Origin of the sequence: Achromobacter aegrifaciens, from assembly GCF_902859965.1 — a bacterium.
Lineage (GTDB): Bacteria > Pseudomonadota > Gammaproteobacteria > Burkholderiales > Burkholderiaceae_B > Achromobacter > Achromobacter aegrifaciens.
This window is the reverse complement of sequence record NZ_CADIKO010000002.1, coordinates 983,460-1,006,795: the sequence shown is the minus strand read 5'-3', so window position 1 is coordinate 1,006,795 and position 23,336 is coordinate 983,460. Positions and strand designations below refer to the sequence as shown.

Annotated in this window: 19 protein-coding genes; 9 read left to right on the top strand and 10 right to left on the bottom strand. The window is 66.0% G+C overall.

Annotated elements, in window-relative coordinates; genetic code table 11:
* Positions 1-59 precede the first annotated feature (59 nt).
* The 3 genes from HV793_RS15850 to HV793_RS15840 form a co-directional block, all read right to left on the bottom strand.
* Positions 60-1,070 carry a FecR domain-containing protein gene (locus tag HV793_RS15850; RefSeq protein ID WP_175213488.1) on the bottom strand — a complete coding sequence of 337 codons (1,011 nt, stop codon included), beginning with the start codon at positions 1,068-1,070 and terminating at the stop codon, positions 60-62.
* Between the two features lie 4 nt (positions 1,071-1,074).
* On the bottom strand, positions 1,075-1,587 hold the full coding sequence (locus HV793_RS15845) for a sigma-70 family RNA polymerase sigma factor (RefSeq protein ID WP_054453792.1): 513 nt from the start codon (positions 1,585-1,587) through the stop codon (positions 1,075-1,077).
* A gap of 317 nt (positions 1,588-1,904) precedes the next feature.
* On the bottom strand, positions 1,905-2,960 hold the full coding sequence (locus tag HV793_RS15840) for an RNA methyltransferase (protein WP_175213487.1): 1,056 nt from the start codon (positions 2,958-2,960) through the stop codon (positions 1,905-1,907).
* Between the two features lie 770 nt (positions 2,961-3,730).
* On the opposite strand from HV793_RS15840, the gene HV793_RS15835 reads away from it, so the two are divergent.
* Positions 3,731-4,477: a lysozyme inhibitor LprI family protein gene (locus tag HV793_RS15835; RefSeq protein ID WP_225588739.1), complete on the top strand. Its 747-nt coding sequence runs from the start codon at positions 3,731-3,733 to the stop codon at positions 4,475-4,477.
* A 525-nt stretch (positions 4,478-5,002) separates the two neighbouring features.
* Here HV793_RS15835 and HV793_RS15830 read toward each other — a convergent pair.
* Positions 5,003-5,293, bottom strand: coding sequence for a hypothetical protein (locus HV793_RS15830; protein WP_054453796.1), 291 nt, complete (start codon positions 5,291-5,293; stop codon positions 5,003-5,005).
* A 61-nt stretch (positions 5,294-5,354) separates the two neighbouring features.
* Here HV793_RS15830 and HV793_RS15825 point away from each other — a divergent pair, with 61 nt between their 5' ends.
* Positions 5,355-6,143: a phytanoyl-CoA dioxygenase family protein gene (locus HV793_RS15825; RefSeq protein ID WP_244958651.1), complete on the top strand. Its 789-nt coding sequence runs from the start codon at positions 5,355-5,357 to the stop codon at positions 6,141-6,143.
* Positions 6,144-6,206: 63 nt separating this feature from the next.
* On the opposite strand, the gene HV793_RS15820 is transcribed toward HV793_RS15825, so the two are convergent.
* Complete coding sequence (locus tag HV793_RS15820; RefSeq protein ID WP_054453798.1) at positions 6,207-6,590, bottom strand: I78 family peptidase inhibitor; 384 nt, start codon at positions 6,588-6,590, stop codon at positions 6,207-6,209.
* Positions 6,591-6,778: 188 nt separating this feature from the next.
* Between HV793_RS15820 and HV793_RS15815 the strand changes: the two genes are divergently transcribed.
* From HV793_RS15815 to HV793_RS15790, 6 genes are all read left to right on the top strand, one after another.
* The gene (locus HV793_RS15815; protein WP_082400960.1) at positions 6,779-7,627 is read left to right on the top strand and encodes a MurR/RpiR family transcriptional regulator; all 849 of its coding nucleotides are present in this window, start codon (positions 6,779-6,781) and stop codon (positions 7,625-7,627) included.
* Between the two features lie 19 nt (positions 7,628-7,646).
* Entirely contained in the window at positions 7,647-8,894 is a 1,248-nt protein-coding gene (locus HV793_RS15810) for a diaminopropionate ammonia-lyase (protein WP_175213486.1), read from the top strand.
* Entirely contained in the window at positions 8,891-10,147 is a 1,257-nt protein-coding gene (locus HV793_RS15805; protein WP_175213485.1) for a M20 family metallo-hydrolase, read from the top strand. The genes HV793_RS15810 and HV793_RS15805 overlap by 4 nt, the downstream gene beginning before the upstream one ends.
* A gap of 18 nt (positions 10,148-10,165) precedes the next feature.
* On the top strand, positions 10,166-11,119 hold the full coding sequence (locus HV793_RS15800) for an N-carbamoyl-D-amino-acid hydrolase (protein WP_125473186.1): 954 nt from the start codon (positions 10,166-10,168) through the stop codon (positions 11,117-11,119).
* Positions 11,120-11,266: 147 nt separating this feature from the next.
* A complete protein-coding gene (locus tag HV793_RS15795) occupies positions 11,267-12,598 on the top strand; it encodes an MFS transporter (RefSeq protein WP_054453806.1) in 1,332 nt (443 codons plus the stop codon).
* 66 nt (positions 12,599-12,664) lie between these two features.
* A complete protein-coding gene (locus HV793_RS15790; protein WP_175213484.1) occupies positions 12,665-13,807 on the top strand; it encodes a YgeY family selenium metabolism-linked hydrolase in 1,143 nt (380 codons plus the stop codon).
* Here the strand turns inward: HV793_RS15790 and HV793_RS15785 are convergent.
* Positions 13,804-14,709, bottom strand: a complete 906-nt coding sequence (locus HV793_RS15785; protein ID WP_175213483.1) for a LysR family transcriptional regulator — start codon at positions 14,707-14,709, stop codon at positions 13,804-13,806. The genes HV793_RS15790 and HV793_RS15785 overlap by 4 nt on opposite strands.
* Positions 14,710-14,810: 101 nt before the next feature.
* Here HV793_RS15785 and HV793_RS15780 point away from each other — a divergent pair, with 101 nt between their 5' ends.
* A complete protein-coding gene (locus tag HV793_RS15780; protein WP_175213482.1) occupies positions 14,811-16,097 on the top strand; it encodes an SGNH/GDSL hydrolase family protein in 1,287 nt (428 codons plus the stop codon).
* Between the two features lie 16 nt (positions 16,098-16,113).
* Here HV793_RS15780 and HV793_RS15775 read toward each other — a convergent pair whose 3' ends face one another.
* From HV793_RS15775 to HV793_RS15760, 4 genes are all read right to left on the bottom strand, one after another.
* Entirely contained in the window at positions 16,114-19,338 is a 3,225-nt protein-coding gene (locus HV793_RS15775; RefSeq protein ID WP_175213481.1) for an error-prone DNA polymerase, read from the bottom strand.
* Between the two features lie 6 nt (positions 19,339-19,344).
* On the bottom strand, positions 19,345-20,814 hold the full coding sequence (locus tag HV793_RS15770; protein ID WP_175213480.1) for a Y-family DNA polymerase: 1,470 nt from the start codon (positions 20,812-20,814) through the stop codon (positions 19,345-19,347).
* The gene (gene imuA, locus HV793_RS15765; RefSeq protein WP_054453813.1) at positions 20,744-21,448 is read right to left on the bottom strand and encodes a translesion DNA synthesis-associated protein ImuA; all 705 of its coding nucleotides are present in this window, start codon (positions 21,446-21,448) and stop codon (positions 20,744-20,746) included. Before imuA ends, HV793_RS15770 begins: the two co-directional genes overlap by 71 nt.
* 193 nt (positions 21,449-21,641) lie before the next feature.
* Positions 21,642-23,177 (bottom strand): amino acid permease, encoded by a 1,536-nt coding sequence (locus HV793_RS15760; RefSeq protein WP_119448973.1) that lies wholly within the window; start codon positions 23,175-23,177, stop codon positions 21,642-21,644.
* Positions 23,178-23,336: the final 159 nt, after the last annotated feature.

Sequence of the window (23,336 nt, the reverse complement as noted above, 5' to 3'; positions counted from 1 at the left end):
TAGGTAGGTGCCGCGAACATGCCAATCGGGCAGTCAATTCGAAAAATTTTTTTCGGGCCTCAATCGGCCGGTACGATCGTCGCCCAGTAACGGGTGCGCCATTGCACGCGTACCGGCAGCACGCTGGGCAGCGTAGCCAGGATCCTGTCCGTGTCCGCCAATGGAAAGACACCCGAAAGCCGCAGATTCGCGATTTGCGGATCGACGCGCAGTACGCCCCGCCGATAGCGATCCAGTTCGGCAGCGAAGTCGCCCAGCCGCTGCTCGTCAGCCACCAACTGACCCCGCGCCCATGCATCCGTCTGCTCATTGATCGCGCGCGGCGCCCCAACAGCATCGCGGCTGAACTGTGTCTGCTGGCCGGCGTGCAGCACACTCGCGCCGGAGCCGGCGCGGGGAGAGACTTCCACAGCGCTTTCCAGAACCGCCACACTGGTCTGTCCAGCGCGCTGCCGTACAGTGAATCGTGTGCCCAGCGAACGGATGCTGCCCTCGGCGGTCACTACCGAAAGTGGCCGCGGATCGGCCATCCCCGGCCCGTGGCGAGTTGCAACCATGATCTCGCCCGCCATCAGCAAGATTCGGCGCTGGTCCGCATCAAAGCGCACATTTGCCGCGCTATCCGTGTTCAGCGTCAGCCGGGTGCCGTCGTCCAGCGTGACTTCGCGTTGCTCACCCGTGTTGCTGCGGTAGTCGGCCGTGCGGGCCTGCCAGGTGTCAGTGCGCGAAGCGAGCAACCCGGCGCTGGTGGCCATTCCCCCCCACAGGAGCATTCGGGTGACCCGCCGGCGGGCGGCGGAGGAGGGCTGATCGGTGGTGGCGTACGACGACAGGGCGGCGTAAGCCGGAGCACGCTCCAGTGATTTCATCCGGCCCGTGACAGATTCGACATGTTGCCAAGCGGCCTCATGATCGACATGTGCCTGGCGCCATTGGCGCCATTGGCGTTGCTGTTCATCGCCAGCCTCCCCGGACATCAGCAGCGTGAGCCAGTCCGCCGCAGCGTTCGCAGTGGCCCGGCTGATGACGCGGCCGCCAGGCAGGGTTAGCGTGTCTCTATGAGAGGCCATGAATTCAGGTCGCCAGCGCGAACATGCATTCGCGGTTGGCCCTGGTCAGATACTGCTTGACTGAACTGGTCGAAGTCCCCAACCGTTCGGCGATTTCGGCGTAGCTCAGTTCGACCAGGTGCGCCAACAGAAAGGCTTCTCGAACCTTGGGAGGCAGGCCATCGAGCACGCGGTCGATCTGCTGCAGGCTCTCGACGGCCATCAACTGTGCTTCCGGCGAGGGAGCGACTTCTTCCGGCAGGCAGGCGAGAGCCTCGAGATAAGCGGTTTCAAGCAACTGCCGGCGGTGGCGGTGTGCGAGGAGCCGCCGGGCAACCGTCGCCAGAAACGGACGCGGCTCCCGGATCTCGATAGCCGCGGTCTTGCGGTCCAGCAGGCTTAGAAAAGTGTCCTGCGCCAGGTCGGCTGCCGCGAAAGTGTCGCCGACGCGCTTGCGCAGCCATCCCTGAAGCCACTTGCCGTGCTCGACATACAGTCCCGCCAAATCATCGGTTATAGGTAGATCCTGGGCTGGCATGAGGACGGAATGTGGAAGCAAACGAATCAAATGAGAATTGATCGCATTATACATAGACAGCTAATCAATTCGGCAACCCGGCCATCGGACGGGTGCGGGGGCTCGTTCCAAGCCGGCGGCTTCGCCACCCGGGGCTCGCGCGCGAACGCACGCAAATGGAGCGTCGCAAGGACCACGTTCTCTATTTTTTTGTCGCTATGGGGGGCCTGGCTGCACATTGCCGCTTTCGCGGCAAACGCGACAACGTAGAAGTCCGAGGCGGGCCGAGATCAACTTTCTCGAAAAGGTTGCCCACGCCAGCGGCGGATAGTCCTGAGCTAGGCTATTTCTGCCTTTGCACTGCGCTTTCTGCGCAATTCGACCACCTGCGCCGCGCCAACGGCCCGAGCGCGCAACTGCCCACAGCCCCCATCCACATCCTGCCCGGCGCTATTCCTGACCTTGGTCAGCACGCCACGGCTTTGCAGATTACGGACGATCTCGCGGATGCGCTCGGTATCGGGGCGCTGGTAATCATCCCCTTCGAGACTATTGAAGGGAATGACGTTGAGCACCCCATACTTGCCCTTCAGCAGACGCACGACCGCATCGAGTTCGTCGTCGCCGTCGTTGATGCCCTTGAGCAGCGTCCACTGATACTGGATTGGATAATCGGTGTCGCGAGCGTATTTCTCGCCCAGTTCGATCAGTTCTTCAGGCGCAATTTTCGGTGCGCGTGGCAGCAGGTGCACGCGCAGATCGGCCTTGGTCGTGTGCAGCGACAGCGCCAGCGCGGGCTTGACGCGTTGCTGCGGCAGGGCCTCGAATACGCGCAAGTCGCCCACGGTGGAGAACACCAGATTCTTGTGGCCGATATTGCCTTCGGTGCCGAGCAGGTCGATGGCTTCGAGCACGTTGTCGAGGTTATGCGCCGGTTCACCCATGCCCATGAAGACGACTTTCTTCACCGCGCGCTGACGCCGCGCCAGCACGACCTGGGCGAGGATTTCCATGCTCGTGACCTGGCGGATCAGGCCGCTCTTGCCGGTCATACAGAAGCGGCAGCCGACCGCGCAGCCGACCTGGGTGGAGACGCAGAGCCCGTCGCGCGGCAGCAGTACGCTTTCCACCATTTGCCCGTCGGCGAGTTCGACCAGCAAGCGCGAGCCGTCGTTACCTGCGTGTTCGGAGCGAACGCGGGCGAGCGCGTCCAGTTCCGCCGTCAAGGCGGGGACGGCGTTGCGTAGCGCGAGAGGCAGGAAGTGTTCGGCGCTCCGACGTCGCGTGCCGGTGTCGAGCGCTTGCCCTTGCAGCCAGACGCGCAGGAGCCGGCCGCGATGGACGGGCAGGGCGCCGAGAGCGGCGAGGCGTTGGTCGAAGTCGGAATAGCGCATGGGGGGGGCGGATTTTACCTTGCGCCCGGAAAATGGAGAAAGGGCGCTTACCTTGAGCTTGGACAGTTATGGCTGTGTCTCACCCTAGGCGATAAAAGAGCTGAAGCAGTGCCGTGAGTATCCCTATGCTGGCATGGAGATATTTGACTGACAGCAATGGGCCGAGAAAGGTCATTCGGATCCGGCGGCTCTCGGCCAGAAGCCCACAGTCATCAGGGTCTCCGAGCAGCACCGTGCCGCAACGCGAGATGAGCGCGGGGCAAGCCTATACACATTTGTTACCTTTCAAGTCCATTGAGCAAACTTGCATCTTCAATGAACTCCTACAGCCCGGGTTCTTTAGCCGCCGAGGCTGCCCTGCGTCATTCCGATGCTCGCCCCGGCGGGGCTGCGCTTCGGATGACTCCGGGGTCCTCGGCTGGCAGTCGCCTAATGCATTGGCTTTGGATACCGTTCATGGGCAGATGCCGTGAGCCGGTGTCCGGGCGGAGGGATCCGAAGCGCAGCCCCACCGGGGCGAGCATCGGAATCCCGCAGTCCGGGCGCCGGCGACTCAAGAACCCTACCTTGAATAAAGGAATAAAGGTGTCAGACTACAAATACGCTAGCCAGATGCTGCAAAATTGTAGTCTGACACCTTTTTTTCAGCGACAAGATTGCAAGACCAGAGATGTGCATTAGCTCGGTTAAGCTGATTTGGCGTGTCACGAGGGAGATGTGTTGTGCTGTACGCAAGACATCATCGACATACAACTTGAGAAGAAAGGATCATGACCCAGCCGCATTCAACACGCCCACCCGCTTACGCACTGAAGATGCTGTATGCACCTGCGATAAAGCTTCTCTTTACGTTGGGCCTTGCAACTTTATGGACTGGCTCCCAAGCTGCAAGTTTTGATTGCAACAAGGCCGTGAGCGCTACGGAAAGGTTGATCTGTAGCGATGCCGAGACATCCGCGCTGGATGGAAAATTGCATGGGGCCTATGAAACAGCACTAGCCGCAACCGATGCCTATGGCAAGAAAGAGTTGGCGAAAGAACAGCGCAACTGGATTAAATACGCTCGTGATATTTGTCAAGACAGCGCGTGCCTGCAGCAAACATACATAACCCGCATCGCCATGCTGGCTCGTAATGAGGAACATATTGCCAATGGCGAGGTGTACTCGGACTGCAAGCTGCCGGGCAACCAAACCGTTAGTGGCGAGTGCGTTAATGTAGTGTCGATTCGTGATCCCAACTCCCGTGTTGAATCGTTCAACCAATCGTTGTCGTATCAGAAGCAAAACGGCCGAATCATCGGTTGTAGCCGGCTGATTGACCTACCGGTTGGCGTCGCCGGGAGTAATCACAGTTTTGGCGGCTCCTGCGTATTGCAGGAAGGTACGCAGCGCAAGAACGTGAGGATCTGCAACGACGATATGTTCGGGCATTTCCAAGTAGAGCCGTCCACGCCACAGGATGCGTCAGACAAGCGCCTGGTCGACTTTACATACGCGCAATGCTATGGCGGTTGATGGTAAGCGCCCGGGCCTATCCGTGATTTAGTGTGCGAGGCATATCATGAGGACTAAAGATCATGGATATGCCGATGAAGAAGAGGCGCACAGCGGCGGATCCGGCGGCTCTCGGCCAGAAGCCTCCTACAGCCAGGGTTCTTTAGCCGCCGAGGCTGCCCTGCGTCATTCCGATGCTCGCCCCGGCGGGGCTGCGCTTCGGATGACTCCGGGGTCCTCGGCTGGCAGTCGCCTAATGCATTGGCTTTGGATACCGTTCATGGGCAGATGCCGTGAGCCGGTGTCCGGGCGGAGGGATCCGAAGCGCAGCCCCACCGGGGCGAGCATCGGAATCCCGCAGGCCGGGCGCCGGCGACTCAAGAACCCTACCTCACAAAACTGAAGCGTTAGGGCTTCGAGAAAAGGTGTCAGCCTACAGTTCGCTACCTAAGAGCTGATCAAGAAAGACCACGGGAACGCAAGAGGTCGCGGGGGCGATCATCCGATAATCGGAGTGGAATCCGATCACCCCCCCGTCGCAAGTGTTCAGGCGCTCAGAAAGCGCAAGACTTCGGCCCAATCGTTGGTCGACAGGGCGACGTCCTCGTAGTCGCCAGCTTCCTCGTCGTAGCGCGAAACGCAGAAGCGCTGGCTTCTGCCGGATTCGCGGTCGGCGTAGTTGGCGTAGTCGACATACACTTTCAGGCTGCGCTCCTCGTTCTCGAATGAGGGAGCGGCATCGATGTAGCTCGACGTATCGAAATACCCTTCGGGCAGGGGCGGCAGGGTGGCTATGTCGAAGTCGGGAAATTCGCGGCGTAGTCGTTCAAGGTTCATAAGGAAAGCAAGTAGAGGCTGGAGACCTGACATTTTACGTTGCTCAGTGTCAGTCGCCACGATGGCTCCCGAAATCGAGTTTGGAAATGACGTTTACGACCGTCTGGACAGAAGCCGTTCCACGAAAGTCTCGAACATGACAGGCAGAACTCTCAATCAATCAGAGCTCGACTTCTTCCATAGCGAAGGGTACTTGCGATTGAGCGGCGCACATTCCAAGCGCTGTCTTACGCCGCTTCGGGAGCGCATTCTGCGAGAGCTATCGCGGCTCAAGGTCTGGGCCGGCGGAAAAAGTCTGGGCAGTTCGCTGAACAATTTGGCGCCGTTTCAGCAGATCGCAAAGCTATCCTCGATGGTGAAGATTGCGGATCTGGATGAAACGCTGAACACGGCGGAAATTCGCAACGCAATCGCTGGCCTGACCGGCAGAGCCCCGCAACCCGGCCAAGGCACGCAGCCCTTGCTGTCTTTGCCTCATCAGGGGCCATGGTCTCTGCGCAGCCTGAGCTGGCACGTTGACCTGGCTGCGAAGTCCGGCGCCGAGGTCCCCGGCATCCAGGTGTTCTATCTGATCGACGACGTTATTGAGCACGGGGGCGCGACTTTGGCGCTGGCCCGTTCTCATCGCGTGGCGGGTGTAGCGGCTGGGAGGCTTCGTGGATCGTTGAAAACGCCGGGTGATCTCGAAGCTGTTCTCTGCGCATCCGACACCAAGATCATCGAGATGTCGGGACGGGCTGGCGATGTGTTTTTGATGGATATGCGTGTGCTGCACACCCCATCCGTCAATTCGTCCAGCCGTATCAGGATGATGGCCACGACTCGTTTCAGTCTGCGCGCAAGCGGATAGGAGCGGGGTCTGCCGGGGCTTGCGGACTCCACCGCTAGTCTTTCGCGCCAGCCAGACTTGCGATCAACCGCAGCGAATCGCAGTCATGACGTCCTTGTCATCCACGATCAAATTCAAGCGCGTGGCGTTGTACTCCATCGTGACCAGTTGGCCCGGGCGCAGCATGCGTGCGGTGGCGCTTCCGCTGCGGGTACGCAGGTCTTCCATGACGGAAGCAGTCGCTTTCTGGCCGATCTGGGATTGCAGGGCTGCGGCGTCGCAGGTCTTGCCGCCGCCCATGGACGACCCGCCGTATGAAGACCCGCCATAGCTGGTCCCCGCATCAGCGGAAGACGAGGTGCCGGAGGAGCTGGAGGCCGCCGGCGAGCTGGATGAGCGCGGGGCGCCGGTGTTGGCGCACGCGGTCAGGCTGGCGACCAGCAGGAAAGGGATCAGCTTTCGGATCATGTAACGCTCCTTACAACAACACGTCTGAAAAAAGCCATGATAGACCAGCGCGGGCGCGCTGTGACCTGGGCCGGGCAGGGCCGCTAGCGGCATTCGTGAGCGCGGCTTCGATGATCCAAATTTTGCATTGACACTATAGTTTCATGAGAATATATTTCTGAAACTATAGTTTCATAGGCGGGATCATCATGACTTCGGTGTTGCAGGAGCGCATCCTCGCGCTGCAGGACAGCTTCACGGACAGCGAGCAGCGGTTGGCTAGCGTGACCCTGGAGTGCCTGGGCAATATCGCGGCCTATTCGGGCGCCGAGCTGGCGCAGAAGGCGGGCGTGTCCAAGGCGACGGCGGGGCGGTTTTTCCGGCGTCTGGGGTACGAGAACTTCAACGAAGTGCGGGCGCAGGCGCGCGATGAGGCCGACCGTGGGTCGCCGCTGTACGAGATGGCGGGCGTGCGTCCGCCGGACGCGACGGGGGATGCGCTGGCGGAGCATCTGGCCACCGATTTGCAGAACCTGGCGCAGACCTTCGAGCGCCTGGACAGCCGCGATGTGGAGCGGGCCATCGAACTGTTTGCCGGCGCTCGCCGTATCTGCATTGCGGGCTTTCGCAATGGACGGGTGCTGGCGCAGTACGCCTGGGCCTTGCTGACGCAGCTGCGCGACGGCGTTGCGCTGGTGCCGGGCGCGGGTTTGAACCTGGCCGAGGATCTGGCTGACCTGGGGCCTGACGACGTGTTGCTGGTGATGGATTTCCGGCGTCGCGTCACGCTGCTCAAGCCGATTGTCGAACATGCGAACCGGGTGGGCGCGAAGGTCGTGGTGCTGACCGATCCCACCGCCACCGAATTGCCCGCGCGCTCGGACCTGGTGTTGCGATGCGTGAACAGCGGCGCGGCCGTGTTCGATTCCTACGTCGCGGCCACCAGCGTCATCAATCATTTGTGCTCGGCCCTGGCCCGCAAGCTTGGGGCGGCCGCGCGCGAACGTCTGCAGAACATAGAACGCCTGCACGAACACTACGGCGACTTGCATCGCTGATTTCCAAGAGGAGACTGACTTGAACCATCCCATTCCGAACGTTCGGCTGCAGTACGCGCCCAATCCGGCCTTCGAACCCGCCGCGCCTTACGGCCAACGGCAGCTGGACGTGCTGGGCGGCCAGGCCTATGCGCAGGCCGAGGCGCAGATCCGGCGCTGGCCCGGCTATCAGCCTACGCCGTTGCGCGATCTGTCGGGTCTGGCCCATGCCGTAGGCGTGGCGGGCATCCGGTACAAGGACGAGGGCGGCCGCTTTGGGCTGGGCAGCTTCAAGGCCCTGGGCGGCGCCTATGCCGTCAGCCGCCAATTGCTGCGGGAATTGGCGGTCAAGCTGGGGCGCGACGATCTGTCGGTGGACGACTTGCTGTCCGGCCGCTACCGGGAGCTGACGCAGGCCATGACGGTGACCTGCGCGACGGACGGTAACCACGGCCGGTCGGTGGCCTGGGGCGCGCAACGCTTCGGTTGCCAGTGCGTGATCTACATCCACGCGACGGTCAGCGAAGGGCGCAAGCGGGCGATCGAGCAATATGGCGCGCAGGTGGTGCGCACGCCGGGGAACTACGACGACTCGGTGCGCCAGGCGGCGCAAGACGCGGCGCGGCTTGGGCGCTATGTGGTCTCGGATACTTCTTATCCCGGCTATATGGAGGTGCCCAAGGACGTGATGCAGGGATACGCCGTGATGGCCGACGAGGCACTGCGCCAGCTGCGCGAGGCGGGCGATGGCGAGTTGCCGACGCACGTGTTCCTGCAAGGCGGTGTGGGCGGGCTGGCGGCCGCGGTGTGCGCGCATTTCTGGGAGCAGCTGGGCGAGCGCCGTCCGCGTTTCATCGTGGTGGAGCCGGACAAGGCGGCCTGCCTGTACGAGAGCGCCCGCGCCGGCAAGCCGGTGGCGGTGCACGGCGATCTGGATACCGTGATGGCCGGGCTGGCCTGCGGTGAAGTATCGCTGCTGGCGTGGGAGGTGCTGCATCCCGGCGCGCAGGCTTTCCTGACGGTTGACGACGAGGCGGCGCTGGAGACGGTGCGTCTGTTGGCGAGCGGCAAGTATGGCGATGCGCCCATCGTCGCCGGCGAGTCGGCGGTGGCGGGACTGACCGGCTGCCTGGCGGCGCTGGCCGATCCGGCGGTACGCGATGCGCTGGGCCTGGACGCTGGCAGCCGTGTGCTGGTGTTCGGCAGCGAAGGGGCGACCGACCCGGAACTGTATCAACGCATCGTCGGCAAGAGCGCTGCCGAGGTCGAAGCCGAGGCCGTGGCATGACTGGCGCCGCGCTTGAGGCAGGCCGGCAGGCCGTGCGGGTCGACGGCGCCCGGCTGTTGCGCCGCATTGCGGACCTGGCGCAGGTCGGCGCCATCGAGGGCGGCGGCGTTTGCCGCCTGGCGCTGACGGACGCTGACCGGCAGGGACGCGATCTGGTGGTGCGGTGGATGCGCGAACTGGGCCTGGCCGTGACGGTGGACGGCATCGGCAATGTGGTTGGCCTGCGGGCCGGGCGCAAGGCCGGTCCGCCCGTGATGACGGGGTCGCACATCGACACGGTGCGCACCGGCGGCCGCTATGACGGCAACCTGGGGGTGCTGGCCGGGCTGGAAGTGGTCGCGGCCTTGAACGACGCAGGCGTGGTCACTGAAAGACCGATAGCGGTGGCGTTCTTCACCAACGAGGAAGGCGCGCGCTTTGCGCCCGACATGATGGGCAGCCTGGTGTTCCAGGGTGACCTGGCGCTGGAGGACGCGCTGGCCACGGTCGGCATAGACGGCACCACGGTGGGCGAGAACCTGGCCCGCATCGGCTATGCCGGGACGGCCCCGGTAGGCAATAACCAGGTGCACGCCTTTGTCGAACTGCACGTGGAACAGGGACCGGTGCTGGAGCACGAGGGCTACACCATCGGTGCGGTGACGGGCGTGCAGGGCATCCACTGGATCGAGTTCACCGTGCGCGGCGTGTCCAACCATGCCGGCACCACGCCGATGGAGTTGCGCCATGACGCCGGCATCGTGGCGGCGCGCATCGCGTGCTTTGCCCGGGATCTGACCGTCGAGTTGGGGGCGGGCCAGTTGGCGACCGTGGGGCAGGTGAATCTGTTTCCCAACCTGATCAATGTCATTCCCAACCGCGCGACCTTCACGCTGGACCTGCGCAACACCGACGGTGCGGCCTTGCAGGAGGCGATTGCGCGCTGCATGACGTACGCGGCGCAGGCTGCGGCGGCTGAGGGGGTTGAACTGAGCCATCGGGTGCTGGCCGATTTCGCGCCGGTGGCGTTCGACGAGGCCATCGTCGGCCGGGTCGAGGACATCGCGCGCAGCCGCGGGCACCGCGTGCGGCGGCTGCCCAGCGGCGCCGGACACGATGCCCAGATGCTGGCGCGCATGTGCCCCACGGGCATGGTGTTCGTTCCCAGCGTGGGCGGGCTGTCGCACAACGTCGCTGAATTCACGCAGGACCAGGATATCGAGGCGGGCGCCGGCGTGTTGCTGGAACTGATGCTCGAACTCGCAGAACAATGAAACCGTAGGAGACTGAACATGTCACGCATCATCAATGTCGCGGCCGCGCAGCTGGGGCCGATCCAGCGCAGCGACTCGCGTCGCGACGTCGTCGAGCGCCTGCTCGCGCATCTGCGCCAGGCCCATGCCATGGGTTGCCAACTGGTGGTTTTTCCGGAGCTGGCGCTGACGACTTTCTTCCCGCGCTGGTACATGGAAGATCCGGCCGAGATCGACGCGTTCTATGAAAGCGAGATGCCGGGTCCGCAGACCCGGGTACTGTTCGAGACCGCGCGCAAGCTGGGCATAGGCTTTTACCTGGGCTATGCGGAGCTGGCGGTGGAGCAGGGCGTCAAGCGCCGCTTCAACACGTCGATCCTGGTGAACCAGAACGGCGAAATCATCGGCAAGTACCGCAAGGTGCATTTGCCCGGGCATGCCGAACACGAGCCATGGCGCGCTTTCCAGCATCTGGAGAAGCACTATTTCGAGCCGGGTGCATCGTTCGATGTCTGGCGCGGCTTTGGCGGCGTGATGGGCATGGCCTTGTGCAACGACCGTCGCTGGTCCGAGACCTATCGGGTCATGGGCTTGCAAGGCGCGGAAATGATCCTGCTCGGCTACAACACGCCGGTGCACAACCCGCCGGCGCCCGAGCATGACGACCTGTCCATGTTCCACAACCATCTGGTGATGCAGGCGGGCGCCTATCAGAACGGCACCTGGGTGGTGGGCGTGGCCAAGGCCGGCAAGGAAGAGGGCTGCGAGATGATCGGCGGCAGCTGCATCATCGCGCCGTCGGGCGAGATCGTTGCCGCCTGCTCGACCAAGGGCGATGAGCTGGCGATCGCGCGCTGCGACCTGGACCTGTGCCTGTCCTACAAGAGCACGACTTTCAATTTCGACCGCCACCGGCGTCCCGAGGCTTACGGCCTGATCACGGAACGCAGAGGCGCGGTGGAACCTGCGCCGGAGGTGGCGGTAACCGCCTGACCTGCGGCGCGGCTAGCGCGGACTGTCGATAGACCGTCCGCATAACCGGCCCGGACGTTCCCTTCCCATAAAAAACAGCATGCGGGCGCCCCGAGCGCCTGCAGGGGAGCGTTCGGCCTAAAAAAATACAGACCCCAAGGTGAAAATATGGACCAGTCAGTCGAGAGCATTGCGGCGCCTCCGGTTGCCGCAGACAAGGATCCCCTGGCGGCGCGGGATGATGCGCTGTATCGGAAGGTGGCGTGGCGGCTGCTGCCGTTCTTGATGGTGTGCTACATCGCGGCGTTCCTGGACCGGGTGAACGTCGGCTTTGCCAAGTTGCAGATGCTGGATGACCTGAAGTTCAGCGAAACGGTGTATGGCCTGGGCGCGGGCATTTTCTTCATCGGCTATTTCCTGTTCGAGGTGCCGAGCAATGTGCTGATGCACCGCATCGGCGCGAAGAAGACCCTGGCGCGCATCATGATCCTGTGGGGCATCATCTCGGCCGCCATGGCCCTGACGCAGACGCCGACGCAGTTCTACATCCTGCGCTTCCTGCTGGGGGCGGCCGAGGCCGGGTTCTATCCCGGGATCATCCTGTACCTGACCTATTGGTTTCCGTCGAACCGGCGCGGCCAGATCGTGGCGGTGTTCATGACGGCGGTGCCGTTCGCGGGCATCCTGGGCGGGCCGCTGTCGGGCTGGGTGATGGAGGCTTTCCATGACACGCACGGCATGGCCGGCTGGCAGTGGATGTTCATCATCGAGGCCATCCCTTCGGTGCTGCTGGGCCTGGCGGTGTTCTGGTACCTGGATGACCGCATCGACGACGCGCGCTGGCTGTCGCCTTCGGAGAAGTCGCGGCTGGGCCATAACCTGCAGAGCGAGAAGACCGCCAAGACCGAACACGTATCGATGCTGACCTTGCTCAAGGACCGGCGCGTCGTGCATATGGCGCTGATCTGCTATTGCACGGTATCCAGCCTGTCGGGCCTGGCGTTCTGGATTCCGTCGGTGATCCGTTCGACCGGCGTGGTGTCGCTGCTGGACATCGGCCTGCTGACGGCGGTGCCGAACGTCTGCGCGGTGATCTCGATGGTGCTGGTGTGCCGCCATTCGGACGCTGTGCGGGAGCGCCGCTGGCACATGATCGTGCCGTTTCTGGTGGGCGGGACGGGCTTGGCGCTGAGCACGCTGTTCAGCCATAACCCGATGCTGGCCGTGGCCATGCTGTCGGTGGCGGCCGCCGGCTGCATGGTGTGCTCGCCCTTGTTTTGGAGCCTGCCGACGGCGTTCCTGGAAGGCAAGAGCGCCGCGGCGGGCATCGCCGGGATCAATTCCTTCGCCGGCTTGGCGGCCTTTGTCAGCCCCTATGCGATCGGCTGGATCAAGGATCTGACCGGTTCGACGGATTGGGGCATGTACTTCCTGGCCAGCTTCACGCTGATCGGGGCGGTGCTGGTGTACCGCGTGCCGAAGAGCCTGGTCAACCGGTAGGCCCGGTAGGCGGCTTCTCTACATCGGCGGGCGCGCCGCGCCCGCCACTTTCAGACAGGAATGATGATGACTCTGGACGTAGTTGCGTTGACCCAGGCGATGGTGCGCATTCCCAGCCTTTCCGGCAAGGAAGGCGAGATGGCGGCGCTGATGGCCGCGACGATGCGCGAGGCGGGGTTCAGTTCGGTGACGACCGATGGCAATGGCTCGGTGCTGGGGCTGATCGGCCCCGAGGATGCGGACGTGGCCTTGTTGTTCGACGGGCACATGGACGTGGTGCCGGTGGCGGGCGACTGGCGCTTCGATCCGTTCGGCGCCGAAATCCGGGATGGGCGGCTGTATGGGCGCGGCAGCACCGACATGAAGGGCGGCATTGCTGCGGCGATTTGCGGCGTGGCGGAGGCGGCGCGGGATGGCTTGAAGCACCGCGTGGCGGTGTCGGCCAGCGTGCTGGAGGAAGTCATCGAAGGGCATGCGCTGGCTTCGGTGCTGGACCTCTGCACGCCGCAGGCGGTGGTCATCTGCGAGCCGTCAAAATTGCAGATCAAGGCAGGCCAGAAGGGGCGGGTGGAACTGCTGCTGACCTTCCACGGCAAGCCGGCGCACGCTGCGACGCCGCATATCGGTGTCAATCCCCTGCATGCGGCGGCCCGGGCGCTGGCCGCGCTGGAGAGCCTGCCGCTGCCGCACGACGAGGTGCTGGGCCAGGCGCTGCTGGTGCCGACGGACATCGTGTCGCATCCCTATCCGTCGATCTCCATGATTCCGATCTCGACGACGATACGCTTTGACCGGCGCACCGTCTCGGGCGAACGCCTGGAGGACGTGCTGGCGCAGATCCGCGGGCATCTGGCGGCCCACGGCCTGTCCGACTTCACCCTGCAGGTCAGCGAGGATCAAGTAGCGACCTATACCGGCCAGCACGCCACGCCGCCGCGGTGGTTGCCAGGTTGGCGCTGCGATGCGCAAGCCGGCTTGTTGCAGGCTGCGCGCGCGGCGGTCAGCGCCAGCGGCCGGGATCCGGTAGTGGGCAGTTGGGCGTTCTGCACCAACGGCTCGGAATCGGCCGGACGTCGCGGCATTCCGACGATAGGGCTGGGGCCGGGCAACGAAGAGGACGCCCACACGATCGACGAATCCATCGCGCTGGAGCAGCTGGAAGGCGCGCGCGATATCTACCGGAATCTGGTGCGCGCCGTCTGCGGCTAAGGCGTTTGCATGCCGGGCAGGCGGGCCAGCCGGTCATTCAGGAAGTCGATCAGCAGCCGCGCCCGCAACGACTGGTAGCGGCGCGACGGATAGATGAGGAAGGCCTCTTGCGGCGTGGCGCTCCATTTGGGCAGCACGCGCAGCAGTTCGCCGCTGGCGATCAGGTCCTGCACCAGCCACGCGGGGCATAGTCCGATGCCGGCGCCCATGGCCAGGCTCTCGCGGATGGCCAGGGCGTTGTTGACGCGAAAGCGCCCCTGGGTCTGGACGGTGGCTAGGGTCGCGCCCTGGTGCAGTTCCAGGGTGTCGCCGGCAGCCAGCCAGGCAAAGCGCACGTATTCGTGCGCGGCCAGATCGCGGGGCGCGCGGGGCTTGCCGCGCTGCGCCAGGTAGGAGGGGGCGGCCACCAGGTAGCGCGGCGATAAGGCTGTCTTGCGGGCGATGGCGTTGGGCGGCAGATTGCCGCCCAGCCGCAGCGCCACGTCCACGCCTTCTTCCACCAGGTCCACGAACCGGTCGTTCAGGATCAGTTCGACCTGGATGTCGGGGTATTCGTCCAGGAATTCGCGCACCAGCGCGTTCAGGCGGAACTGGCCCAGCGCCACGGGCGCGTTGATGCGCAGGAAGCCGGCGGGCTTTTCGGTCTGGCCGCGGGCGTCGGCGACGGCTTCGGAGTATTCCTCCAGCACCCGCGTGGCGCGTTCGTAGAAGCGCTTGCCTTGTTCGGTGGGCACGACGCGGGTGGTGCTGCGTTCCAGCAGCCGCACGTTCAGGTCCTTTTCCAGCGCGGCGACGATCTTGCTCAGGGCGGGCTGGCTTAGGGCCTGTTCGCGGGCGACGGCGGACAAGGTGCCCAGCTCCACGGCGCGGACGAAGGCCCGCATTGCGCGCAGGGTGTCCAAGGTCATTCCTTTTTGGAAGAAGAGGTATGCAGTTTAGGGTTCTACCGGTGGAATTGGGAAGAACCTATCGTGACGTCACTTTCTCTTTTTCTGGAGTCGTCATGAACCGCTTCAATCCTTTTTCCCTGGTTTCTGCCGCTACCCTGGCCGCGGGCCTTGCGGTCCTGGGACCGTCCGTGGCCGCCGCCGCGCAGCCGCCTGTTCAGTCGGATGTCGCGCGTTCCAGCTGGGTCAGCTCCTGGTTCGCCAGTCCGCAACCGCTGTGGGAGGATTCCTTCGTGCTGCCCACGGAAATGCCGGCCGAATTGCGCGGCCAGACTCTGCGCCAGACCCTGATGCTCAGCGTGGGCGGACCGCGCTTGCGGGTGGTGTTGTCCAACCGCTATGGGACTCAGCCCCTGGAGATTGGGGCGGCCAGCGTGGCGCTGGCCTCGGGCCAGTCCAGGATCCGTCCGGCGTCCAGTCGCGGGCTGGCCTTTGGCGGTCGGCCAAGCGTGACGGTGGCGCCGGGGGCGCAGGTGGTCAGCGATCCGGTGGACCTGCCGGTATCCGCGCTGGCCGAACTGGCCGTCAGCCTTTACTTCCCGCAGGCAACGCCGGTGACGACCTTCCATTGGGGCGCGCAGCAGACCGGCGCCCTGGTCCGGGGCAATGCCACGGCGGCGGCGGAGCTGCCTGAGGCGCAGGCGCTGCAAGGCCGGGCGTTCCTGGCGGGGATCTGGGTGGAAAGCCCGAAGCGCGTGCCGGTGGTGGTGGCCTTTGGGGATTCCCTGACCGATGGCAATGGCTCGACGCCAGGCGCCAACCGCCGCTGGCCGGACTTCCTGGCGCGCCGCCTGGCGCCGCAGGGCGTGGGCGTGGCGAACGCGGGCATTTCGGGCGCGCGGGTCTGGGGCGACAAGATGGGGGTGAACGCGATGGCCCGGTTTGACGCCGACGTGCTGTCGCAGCCGGGCGTGCGCACGGTGGTGATGATGCTGGGCATCAATGACATCGGCTGGCCGGACAGCGGCTTCGCGCCGGACGACGCGCCCATGACGGCGGCCAGATTGACCGAGGGCTACCGGCAATTGGCGGAGGCGGCCCGCCTGCGCGGCGTGCGCATCGTCGGCGGCACCATTGCGCCGTATGAAGGCTCTTTGCACGGCACGCCGCTGTCGGGCCACTACAACCCGGCCAAGGACGCGGTGCGGCGGGAGGTGAACCGCTGGATCCGCGAAAGCGGCGTGTTCGACGCGGTGGTGGATTTTGACGCGGTGCTGCGCGATCCGGCGCATCCGGCGCGGCTGCTGCCCGCGTATGACTCGGGCGATAGCTTGCATCCCAACGATGCCGGCTACCAGGCCATGGCGCAGGCATTGGACATGGCCACGCTGTTCGGCGATTGAACGGCGGCCGCAGCGGTCAGTGGAAATTCCGGCTCTGGGTGTTCAACCCGCCCAGCAGGTCGGACAGATCCACCAGCCGCTGCGCGATCAGGTGGCGCACGCCGTCCACGCTTTGCCAGGATCCGTAGACGCCCAGCAACGAGGACCCCAGCAATTCGCGGCGTTGGCGTTCTATGAGTTCCGGGCGCACGACCACGTTGACGGGGCCGGTCTCGTCTTCCAGCGTGACGAAGATCACGCCCTTGGAGGTTTGGGGACGTTGGCGCACGGTGACGATGCCGCAGGCGCGGGCCACGCGCTTGTCGGGGTAGCTGTTCAGCACCGAGGCGGGCTGGAAGTTGCGCGCCGCGAGCTGGGGGCGCAGCAAGGCCACCGGGTGGCTGCGCAGCGTCAGGCCCACGCTGCGGTAGTCGGCCGCCACGGCCTGGCCCTCGGACGGGGCGGCCAGCTGTGGCGCCTGGGTTTCCTGGATGGCGGCGTCGCGCAGCAGGTCGCGGCTCTGCACGCTGGCGGCGGCTTCCCAGCTGGCCTGGCGGCGATGGCCGGCCAGCGTGCGCAGGGCGTCGCCAGCGGCCAGCGCGTTGAGGTCATGGCGGGTGAGCGCGGCGCGGCGGGCCAGGTCGCCGGTGTCGGCAAAGGGCGCGACGGCGCGCGCGTCCTCGATGCGCCGGGCGGCGTCTTCGCGCATGCCCTGGATCAGGCTCAGTCCCAGCCTGACGGCGGGACGGGTGCCGTCGGCGGCGGGCGCGTGCGGATGGGGGGGCCGGCGGGCGCCAGGATGACCGTCGGGCAGGGTCTCCAGGGCCGAATCCCAGCCGCTGACCGTGACGTCCGCCGGCAGCACGCAGACGCCGTGGCGGCGGGCGTCCTGCACCAGTTGCGCGGGGGCGTAGAAGCCCATGGGCTGGGAGTTGAGCAGGGCGGCCAGGAAGGCTTCGGGCTCGTGCCGCTTGAGCCAAGAACTGGCATAGGCCAGCAGGGCGAAGCTGGCGGCGTGGCTTTCGGGGAAGCCGTATTCGCCGAAGCCTTCGATCTGGCGGAACAAGGCCTCGGCGAAATCCAGTTTGTAGCCATGGGCCAGCAGGCCGCCGACCAGTTTGCTGCGGTACTTGTCCACGCCGCCCTTGCGCTTCCAGGCCGCCATGGAGCGGCGCAACTGGTCGGATTCGCCCGGCGTGAAGCCGGCGGCCACCACGGCGATCTGCATGACCTGTTCCTGGAAGATGGGCACGCCCATGGTGCGGCTGAGCACGCCGCGCACTTTTTCGCTGGGATAGGTTTCGGGTTCCTTGCCCTGGCGGCGGCGCAGGTAGGGATGGACCATGCCGCCCTGGATCGGGCCTGGGCGCACGATGGCCACCTGCACCACCAGGTCGTAGTATTCGCGCGGACGCAGCCGCGGCAACATGGTCATCTGGGCGCGGGATTCGATCTGGAACACGCCTATGGTGTCGGCGTCGCAGATCATGTCGTAGGTGGGCGTGTCGCTGGCGGGTATGTCCTGCAGCCGCAAGGGTTGGCCGCGGCGCTGGCCGGCCAGCTCCAGCGTGCGGCGCAGGGCCGACAGCATGCCCAGCGCCAGCACGTCCACTTTCAGCAGGCCCAGCGCATCCAGGTCGTCCTTGTCCCATTGCACGACGCTGCGGTCTGCCATGGCGGCGTTTTCGATGGGCACCAGGCGCGACAGCTTGCCGCGTGAAATCACGAAGCCGCCGGGGTGCTGCGACAGGTGACGCGGAAAGCCCATCAGGGTCTGCGCCAGCGCCGCCCACTGGCGCGCCACCTGCGATTCCGGGTCCAGGCCGCAGGCGCCCAGGGTGCGCAGCATTTCCTTCTTGCCGTCCCACCATTGGTGGGCGCGCGCCACGGCGTCGATGACGCCTGCGTCCACGCCCAGCGCGCAACCGGTATCGCGCAGCACGCTGCGCGGCCGGTAGGAAATGACCACGGCGGTGAGCGCGGCGCGTTCGCGGCCGTACTTGCGGTAGATGTACTGGATGACCTCTTCGCGGCGCTGGTGCTCGAAGTCCACGTCGATGTCGGGCGGCTCGTTGCGTTCCTTGCTGATGAAGCGTTCGAACAGGTTGTTGCCGCGCACCGGATCCACTTCGGTGATGCCCAGGCAGTAGCAGACCGCGGAGTTGGCGGCGGACCCGCGGCCCTGGCACAGGATGCCCTCGCCGCGGGCGTACTGGACGATGTCGTAGACCGTGAGGAAATAGGCTTCGTAGTGCAGGTCCGTGATCAGGGCCAGCTCTTTTTCGATCTGCGCGGTGACGCTGTCCGGCGTGCCTGAAGGAAAGCGGCGGGCGGCCCCGGCCAGGGTTTCCTGGCGCAGATAGGTGGCCGGCGTGTGGCCGCGCGGAATGATTTCGTCCGGGTATTCGTAGCGCAGCTCGTCCAATGAGAAGGCGCAGCGGCGGGCCACGGCCAGCGTCTGGGCCAGCGCTTGCGGCGGGTACAGGTTGGCCAGGCGCATGCGAGTACGCAGGTGCTGTTCGGCGTTGCCGGACAGTTCATAGCCGCATTGCGATACCGGTTGGCGAGTGCGGATGCCGGTCAGCGTGTCGTGCAGCGGCTTGCGCGAACGCAGATGCATCTGCACCTGGCCCAGCGCCACGATGGGCAGGTCCGCGGCCTGCCCGGCGTGCTCGACCGCGGCGCGGTGCAGGTCGTCGCGCGAGCGGTGCAGCAAGGTCAGCCCCACCCAGGCGCGGTGGGGGAAGACGCGTGCCAGCCAGCGCGCCTGCTCGGCCATGCGGTCGGCGTCGGTGCCGTAGGCGGGGCTCAGGATGGCCAGGCATTCGGGCAGGTGGCGCAGGTGGGCGTGGCCGCTGGGAGGATGGGTAAGGTCTTCGGGCGCCAGCTGGTATTCGCCCTTGGGCGCGCGGGTGCGGGCCAGGGTGATCAGTTCGGACAGGTTGCCGTAGCCCTCGCGCGTCTGCGCCAGCAGGGTCAGGCCCAGTGGCGCGGCGTCGGGCGCGGCGCGCAGCTGGAAGGTGGCGCCGATGATGAGCGGCAGCTTGCGGGCCTTGGCCTCCACGTGGGCGCGGACCACGCCCGCCAGCGAACATTCATCGGTGATGGCGAGCGCGGCGTAGCCCAGTTCGGCGGCGCGTTCGACCAGTTCCTCGGGGTGCGAAGCGCCCTGCAGGAAAGAGAAGTTGGACTGGCATTGCAGCTCGGCGTAGCCGGGCAACTGCGCCAGGATGCCGGGGGTGTCGTCGTCGTCCATGCGCATGGCGTTTCAGGCGTAGAGCCCATGCAGGAACCAGCGGGCGTGCTCGTCGTCGCGCTCGCGGTAGATCCAGTAGCGCGCGGCGGCGGCGTCCTCGGCGACGAAGTAGTCGCGCACGGTCAAGGCCGGATCCCACCAGCCGCTTTCGATGCGTTCGGGGCCGCGCATCAGGCGCAGCGCCTGGCCGCCGTATTGCGGCCGGTGGCCGGACAGCTTCAAGGGCAGCGGCGGGTCCAGCAGCCAGAAGGGGCGGTCCAGCAGGGCGGGCAGGGGCGCGGGGCGTTGGGGCGGTGACAGCGCGTCGCCCCAGGCGTTGGCGGCCTCGGGGCGGTGGTCGGGTACCGGGTGGGCGTGGCGCACCTGGTCGCGGCCCAGCCGCGCCACCAGCAGGTCCAGCAGCCGGGCATGGTCGGCAGGCGTGCCGCCGGGCTCGGGGAACAGGGTGGTGCTGGCGGCGGGCTGCTCGACCGTGTCGGGCGCCAGCAGCGCCACGGCGATGACGGGCGCTTCCAGCGTGAAGCGCGCCAGCTTTTCCCGCAGCAGGTGGAGGATCTGCGGCGCCTGCCAGACCGGCTGGGCCAGGGCCAGTTCCAGTTCGGTGGGCGGCCGGGCGTGGCGGCCGCGTTCGTGTTCCATGCTGAGCACCACGCGGCGTACCGCCAGTTGCCGGGCGCTGAGCCAGCCGCCCAGCTGTTCGGCCAGGCGGCGCGCCACCGCGAGCACCGCGTCGGTGTGCTCGACGTAGTCGGTGAGTTCGATGCGGCGCGAGAACTGGTGTGGCGGTTCGACCCAGCGGTGGAGCTCGGGCGCCAGGCCGTAGGCGGCGTCCAGGGCCTGCAGCAGTTCGGGGGCGCTGCGCCGCTGCAGCCCCGCGCGCGGCAGGGCGCGCAGGTCCGCCAGGGTATGGCAGCCGATGTCGTCGAGCCAGTCGCGGCGGGCCTGCGCCTGCGGCAGCAGGGCTAGCGGCAGGGCGTCCAGCCGCCGGGTCAGCGTGGGCAGCGTGAGGGTACGGCGGGGCGCGCGCCGGCCGGGGCTGCGCGCCAGCAGCCAGGCGCCGGCGGCGGTCGGCGCCATGCCTAGCGACACGCGCAGGTCCAGGGCGCGCAAGGTGGCGGCGACCCGCCGGTGCAGCGCCTTGGGGCCGCGGAAGAGCATCAGGCTGGCGCTCACGTTCAGGAGCAGCGTGTCGCCGTCGGCCAGGGCGATTTCGGGCGTGTATTGCAGCAGCGCCAGCGCCGCGCCCTGCAAGGCTTCGGACTCGGCCTGGGCATCGCGGGGCAGCAGCTCGACCTCGGGAGCGATGGCGGCCGCGCCCGCGCGGCGCATGCCCGGCTTGACGCCAGCGCGGCGGGCGGCGGGCGTCAGGGCGGCGACGCGTTCCTGTTCCAGGACCGCGAACGCCTGCCCCTCAAGCGGCCAGTGCGGGCGCAGTGCGTCCAGCGGCAGGCAGCGCAGGAAGGCGGCGATCCAGAGGCGCATGGCGGGGAGAAACAGGAATGGTGGCGCCGGTGTCCAGGCCCACGTACAGCGGCGTGTCGCAGGCGGGTCCGCGGCGCTTCAGGATATGGACGGACAGGCCGCCCGCGGCCGGCGCCAGGGCCAGCCGCAAGGGCGCGGGCGTGGCGTTCTGCGCCGCGCTGCTGGGGCGCACCGCGATGAACAGCAGGTCGCTGGCCTGGGCGGCCAGGTGCAGGCGGCGCAGGGATTCGGGGCGCACATGAGGCAGCCAGCAGATCAGGGCGCCGCAACTGCCGTTCTTCAGGATCTGTTCGGCGGCCCAGAGCGCGTCCACGGGTTTTTCCGGCGCCACCCAGAGCAATTGACGGGGATCCAGCCGCCAGCTCATCCAGCTGGCGATGTGGGGCGCGTGCGGCGGCTGCACCAGCGCAATGGCGCGGCGCGTTTCCAGTTGGGCCAGCGCCGGACGCAGCAGGCGGATTTCGCCGATGCCGGGGTGCGGGACCAGCAATTCGTTCAGGGAACCCAGCGGCCAGCCGCCGTCTGGCAGCTCGGCCGAAAGCGCGGCATGCCCGGTGGGCAGGGTGCGGGCGGCGCCTTGAGCCAACTGGGTGGCGCGCCACAACGCGGGATGGATACGTTCTGGGGACTGCATGGCAAATCGGTTGCCGGGAGATAGGAACCCGGTGGAAGTGGCCGATGAGCCATTATAACTGTATATATGTACAGTATTTAAAGGGGGCGGAGCATGCCGCGAACTAAAAGAAAACCCACCCGTACACCTTTCGATGCAGAGGGGTGGGCCGTGTTGGATACGATTTTAGTTGCTTCAGGCAGGCGGATCGCAACTAAGCGCGGGCGTTCTCACTAGTAGCTGCCGAGGCCGCCACACCCGCCGCGCGATCCAGGTCCAAGCCATAAAACCGCATATCCTCGTACCGGATCCAGTGCGATTTGCGCACCAGCCGGTGGCCGATCCACAAGGCCAGGAACAGCGGGATCGCCAGGTAGGTGGAGATCACGCCGATCCAGTCGATGCGGTCTTGCAGGAAGGCCTGGTAGTTCTGGCCCAGCGTGACCACCAGGCACAGGACGAAGGCCAGTAGCGGACCGAAGGGGAACAGGCCGGCCTTGTAGGGCAGGTCAGCGGTGTCGTAGCCATGCTTCACATAGCCCTGGCGGAAGCGGTAATGGCTGACGGCGATGCTCAGCCAGACGATGAATTCGGTCATGCCGGCGAAGTTCAGCAGCCAGATGTAGACGGCCTTGGGGCTGTACACCAGGCTGAACAGGCACAGGCAGGCCAGCAGCGCGGTGGCCATCAGCGCATACAGCGGCACGCCGCTGCGCGTCACGCGCCGGAACAGGGCGGGCGCCTGGCCTTCCACCGCCATGTTGAACAGCATCCGCGTCGCCGCGTACATGCCGGAATTGCCGGCCGACAGCACCGAGGTCAGGATCACGGCGTTCATCACGGTGGCCGCCGACAGCAGCCCGGCGTGCTGGAACACCAGCGTGAAGGGGCTGACCGCGATGTCTTCCACTTCGTTGCGCAGCAGTTGCGGGTCGGTATAGGGCAGCAGCAGGCCGATGATCAGGATGGCCAGCACGTAGAACAGCAGGATGCGCCAGAACACATGGTTGATCGCGCGCGGCACGTTGCGGCGGGGATTTTCGGATTCGCCGGCGGCCACGGCCACCAGTTCGGTGCCCTGGAACGAATAGGCCACCACCATCGCCACGCCGACCCAGGTGGCCACATTGCCCACGAAGGGCGCGTCGCCGACCGACCAGTTGGCCAGTCCCACGGGCGTGCCGCTGTGGATGATGCCCACCAGCATCGCCAGCCCGACGCCGATGAAGCACAGCACGGCCACGACCTTGATGATGGCGAACCAGTATTCGGCTTCGCCGAAGCTGCGCGCCGAAAAGGCGTTCAGGCCGAAGGTCAGGGCCAGGAAGGCCACGCTCCATATCCAGCCGGGCGTATCGGGGAACCAGTAGGCCATGACCAGCTGCGCGGCCACCACGTCCACCGCCACCACCGTGGCCCAGCTGATCCAGAAGTTCCAGCCCAGCGCGAAACCGAAGCCGCCGTCCACGTAGCGCGAGGCATAGGTGCAGAAGGAACCCGATACCGGCATGAAGGTGGCCAGTTCGCCCAGGCTGGTCATGATGAAGTAGACCATCAGGCCGATGGCCAGGTAGACCAGCAGCGCGCCGCCCGGGCCGGCCTGGGCGATGGCGGCGCCGGAAGCCACGAACAGGCCGGTGCCGATGGCTCCGCCCAACGCTATCATCGTGAGGTGGCGCGCCTTGAGCACGCGATGCAGCTGGTTCTGGCCGGCAGGCGTGGCGCCGGATTCTGTCGTCGGAGTTTGCATTACTGGGGTAGGAGGTTGCTGCGGCGGCGGACCATCAGGCACGGGCGCGCGGGCCTGCCCGCCAGGCAATGCCGCGCAAGCCAGCCGGTCCGTGGCGGTGCGGCAAAGGTTGCTTCAAGGCGCGCATTTTACAATGCGGCTATTCCGGGGCCGTTCGGC

Coding starts and splice junctions, on each gene's coding strand:
- HV793_RS15850 (WP_175213488.1), bottom strand. CDS start 1,070: ATGGCCTCTCATAGAGACACGCTAACCCTGCCTGGCGGCCGCGTCATC.
- HV793_RS15845 (WP_054453792.1), bottom strand. CDS start 1,587: ATGCCAGCCCAGGATCTACCTATAACCGATGATTTGGCGGGACTGTAT.
- HV793_RS15840 (WP_175213487.1), bottom strand. CDS start 2,960: ATGCGCTATTCCGACTTCGACCAACGCCTCGCCGCTCTCGGCGCCCTG.
- HV793_RS15835 (WP_225588739.1), top strand. CDS start 3,731: ATGACCCAGCCGCATTCAACACGCCCACCCGCTTACGCACTGAAGATG.
- HV793_RS15830 (WP_054453796.1), bottom strand. CDS start 5,293: ATGAACCTTGAACGACTACGCCGCGAATTTCCCGACTTCGACATAGCC.
- HV793_RS15825 (WP_244958651.1), top strand. CDS start 5,355: ATGGCTCCCGAAATCGAGTTTGGAAATGACGTTTACGACCGTCTGGAC.
- HV793_RS15820 (WP_054453798.1), bottom strand. CDS start 6,590: ATGATCCGAAAGCTGATCCCTTTCCTGCTGGTCGCCAGCCTGACCGCG.
- HV793_RS15815 (WP_082400960.1), top strand. CDS start 6,779: ATGACTTCGGTGTTGCAGGAGCGCATCCTCGCGCTGCAGGACAGCTTC.
- HV793_RS15805 (WP_175213485.1), top strand. CDS start 8,891: ATGACTGGCGCCGCGCTTGAGGCAGGCCGGCAGGCCGTGCGGGTCGAC.
- HV793_RS15800 (WP_125473186.1), top strand. CDS start 10,166: ATGTCACGCATCATCAATGTCGCGGCCGCGCAGCTGGGGCCGATCCAG.
- HV793_RS15795 (WP_054453806.1), top strand. CDS start 11,267: ATGGACCAGTCAGTCGAGAGCATTGCGGCGCCTCCGGTTGCCGCAGAC.
- HV793_RS15790 (WP_175213484.1), top strand. CDS start 12,665: ATGACTCTGGACGTAGTTGCGTTGACCCAGGCGATGGTGCGCATTCCC.
- HV793_RS15780 (WP_175213482.1), top strand. CDS start 14,811: ATGAACCGCTTCAATCCTTTTTCCCTGGTTTCTGCCGCTACCCTGGCC.
- HV793_RS15775 (WP_175213481.1), bottom strand. CDS start 19,338: ATGCGCATGGACGACGACGACACCCCCGGCATCCTGGCGCAGTTGCCC.
- HV793_RS15770 (WP_175213480.1), bottom strand. CDS start 20,814: ATGCGCCTCTGGATCGCCGCCTTCCTGCGCTGCCTGCCGCTGGACGCA.
- imuA (WP_054453813.1), bottom strand. CDS start 21,448: ATGCAGTCCCCAGAACGTATCCATCCCGCGTTGTGGCGCGCCACCCAG.
- HV793_RS15760 (WP_119448973.1), bottom strand. CDS start 23,177: ATGCAAACTCCGACGACAGAATCCGGCGCCACGCCTGCCGGCCAGAAC.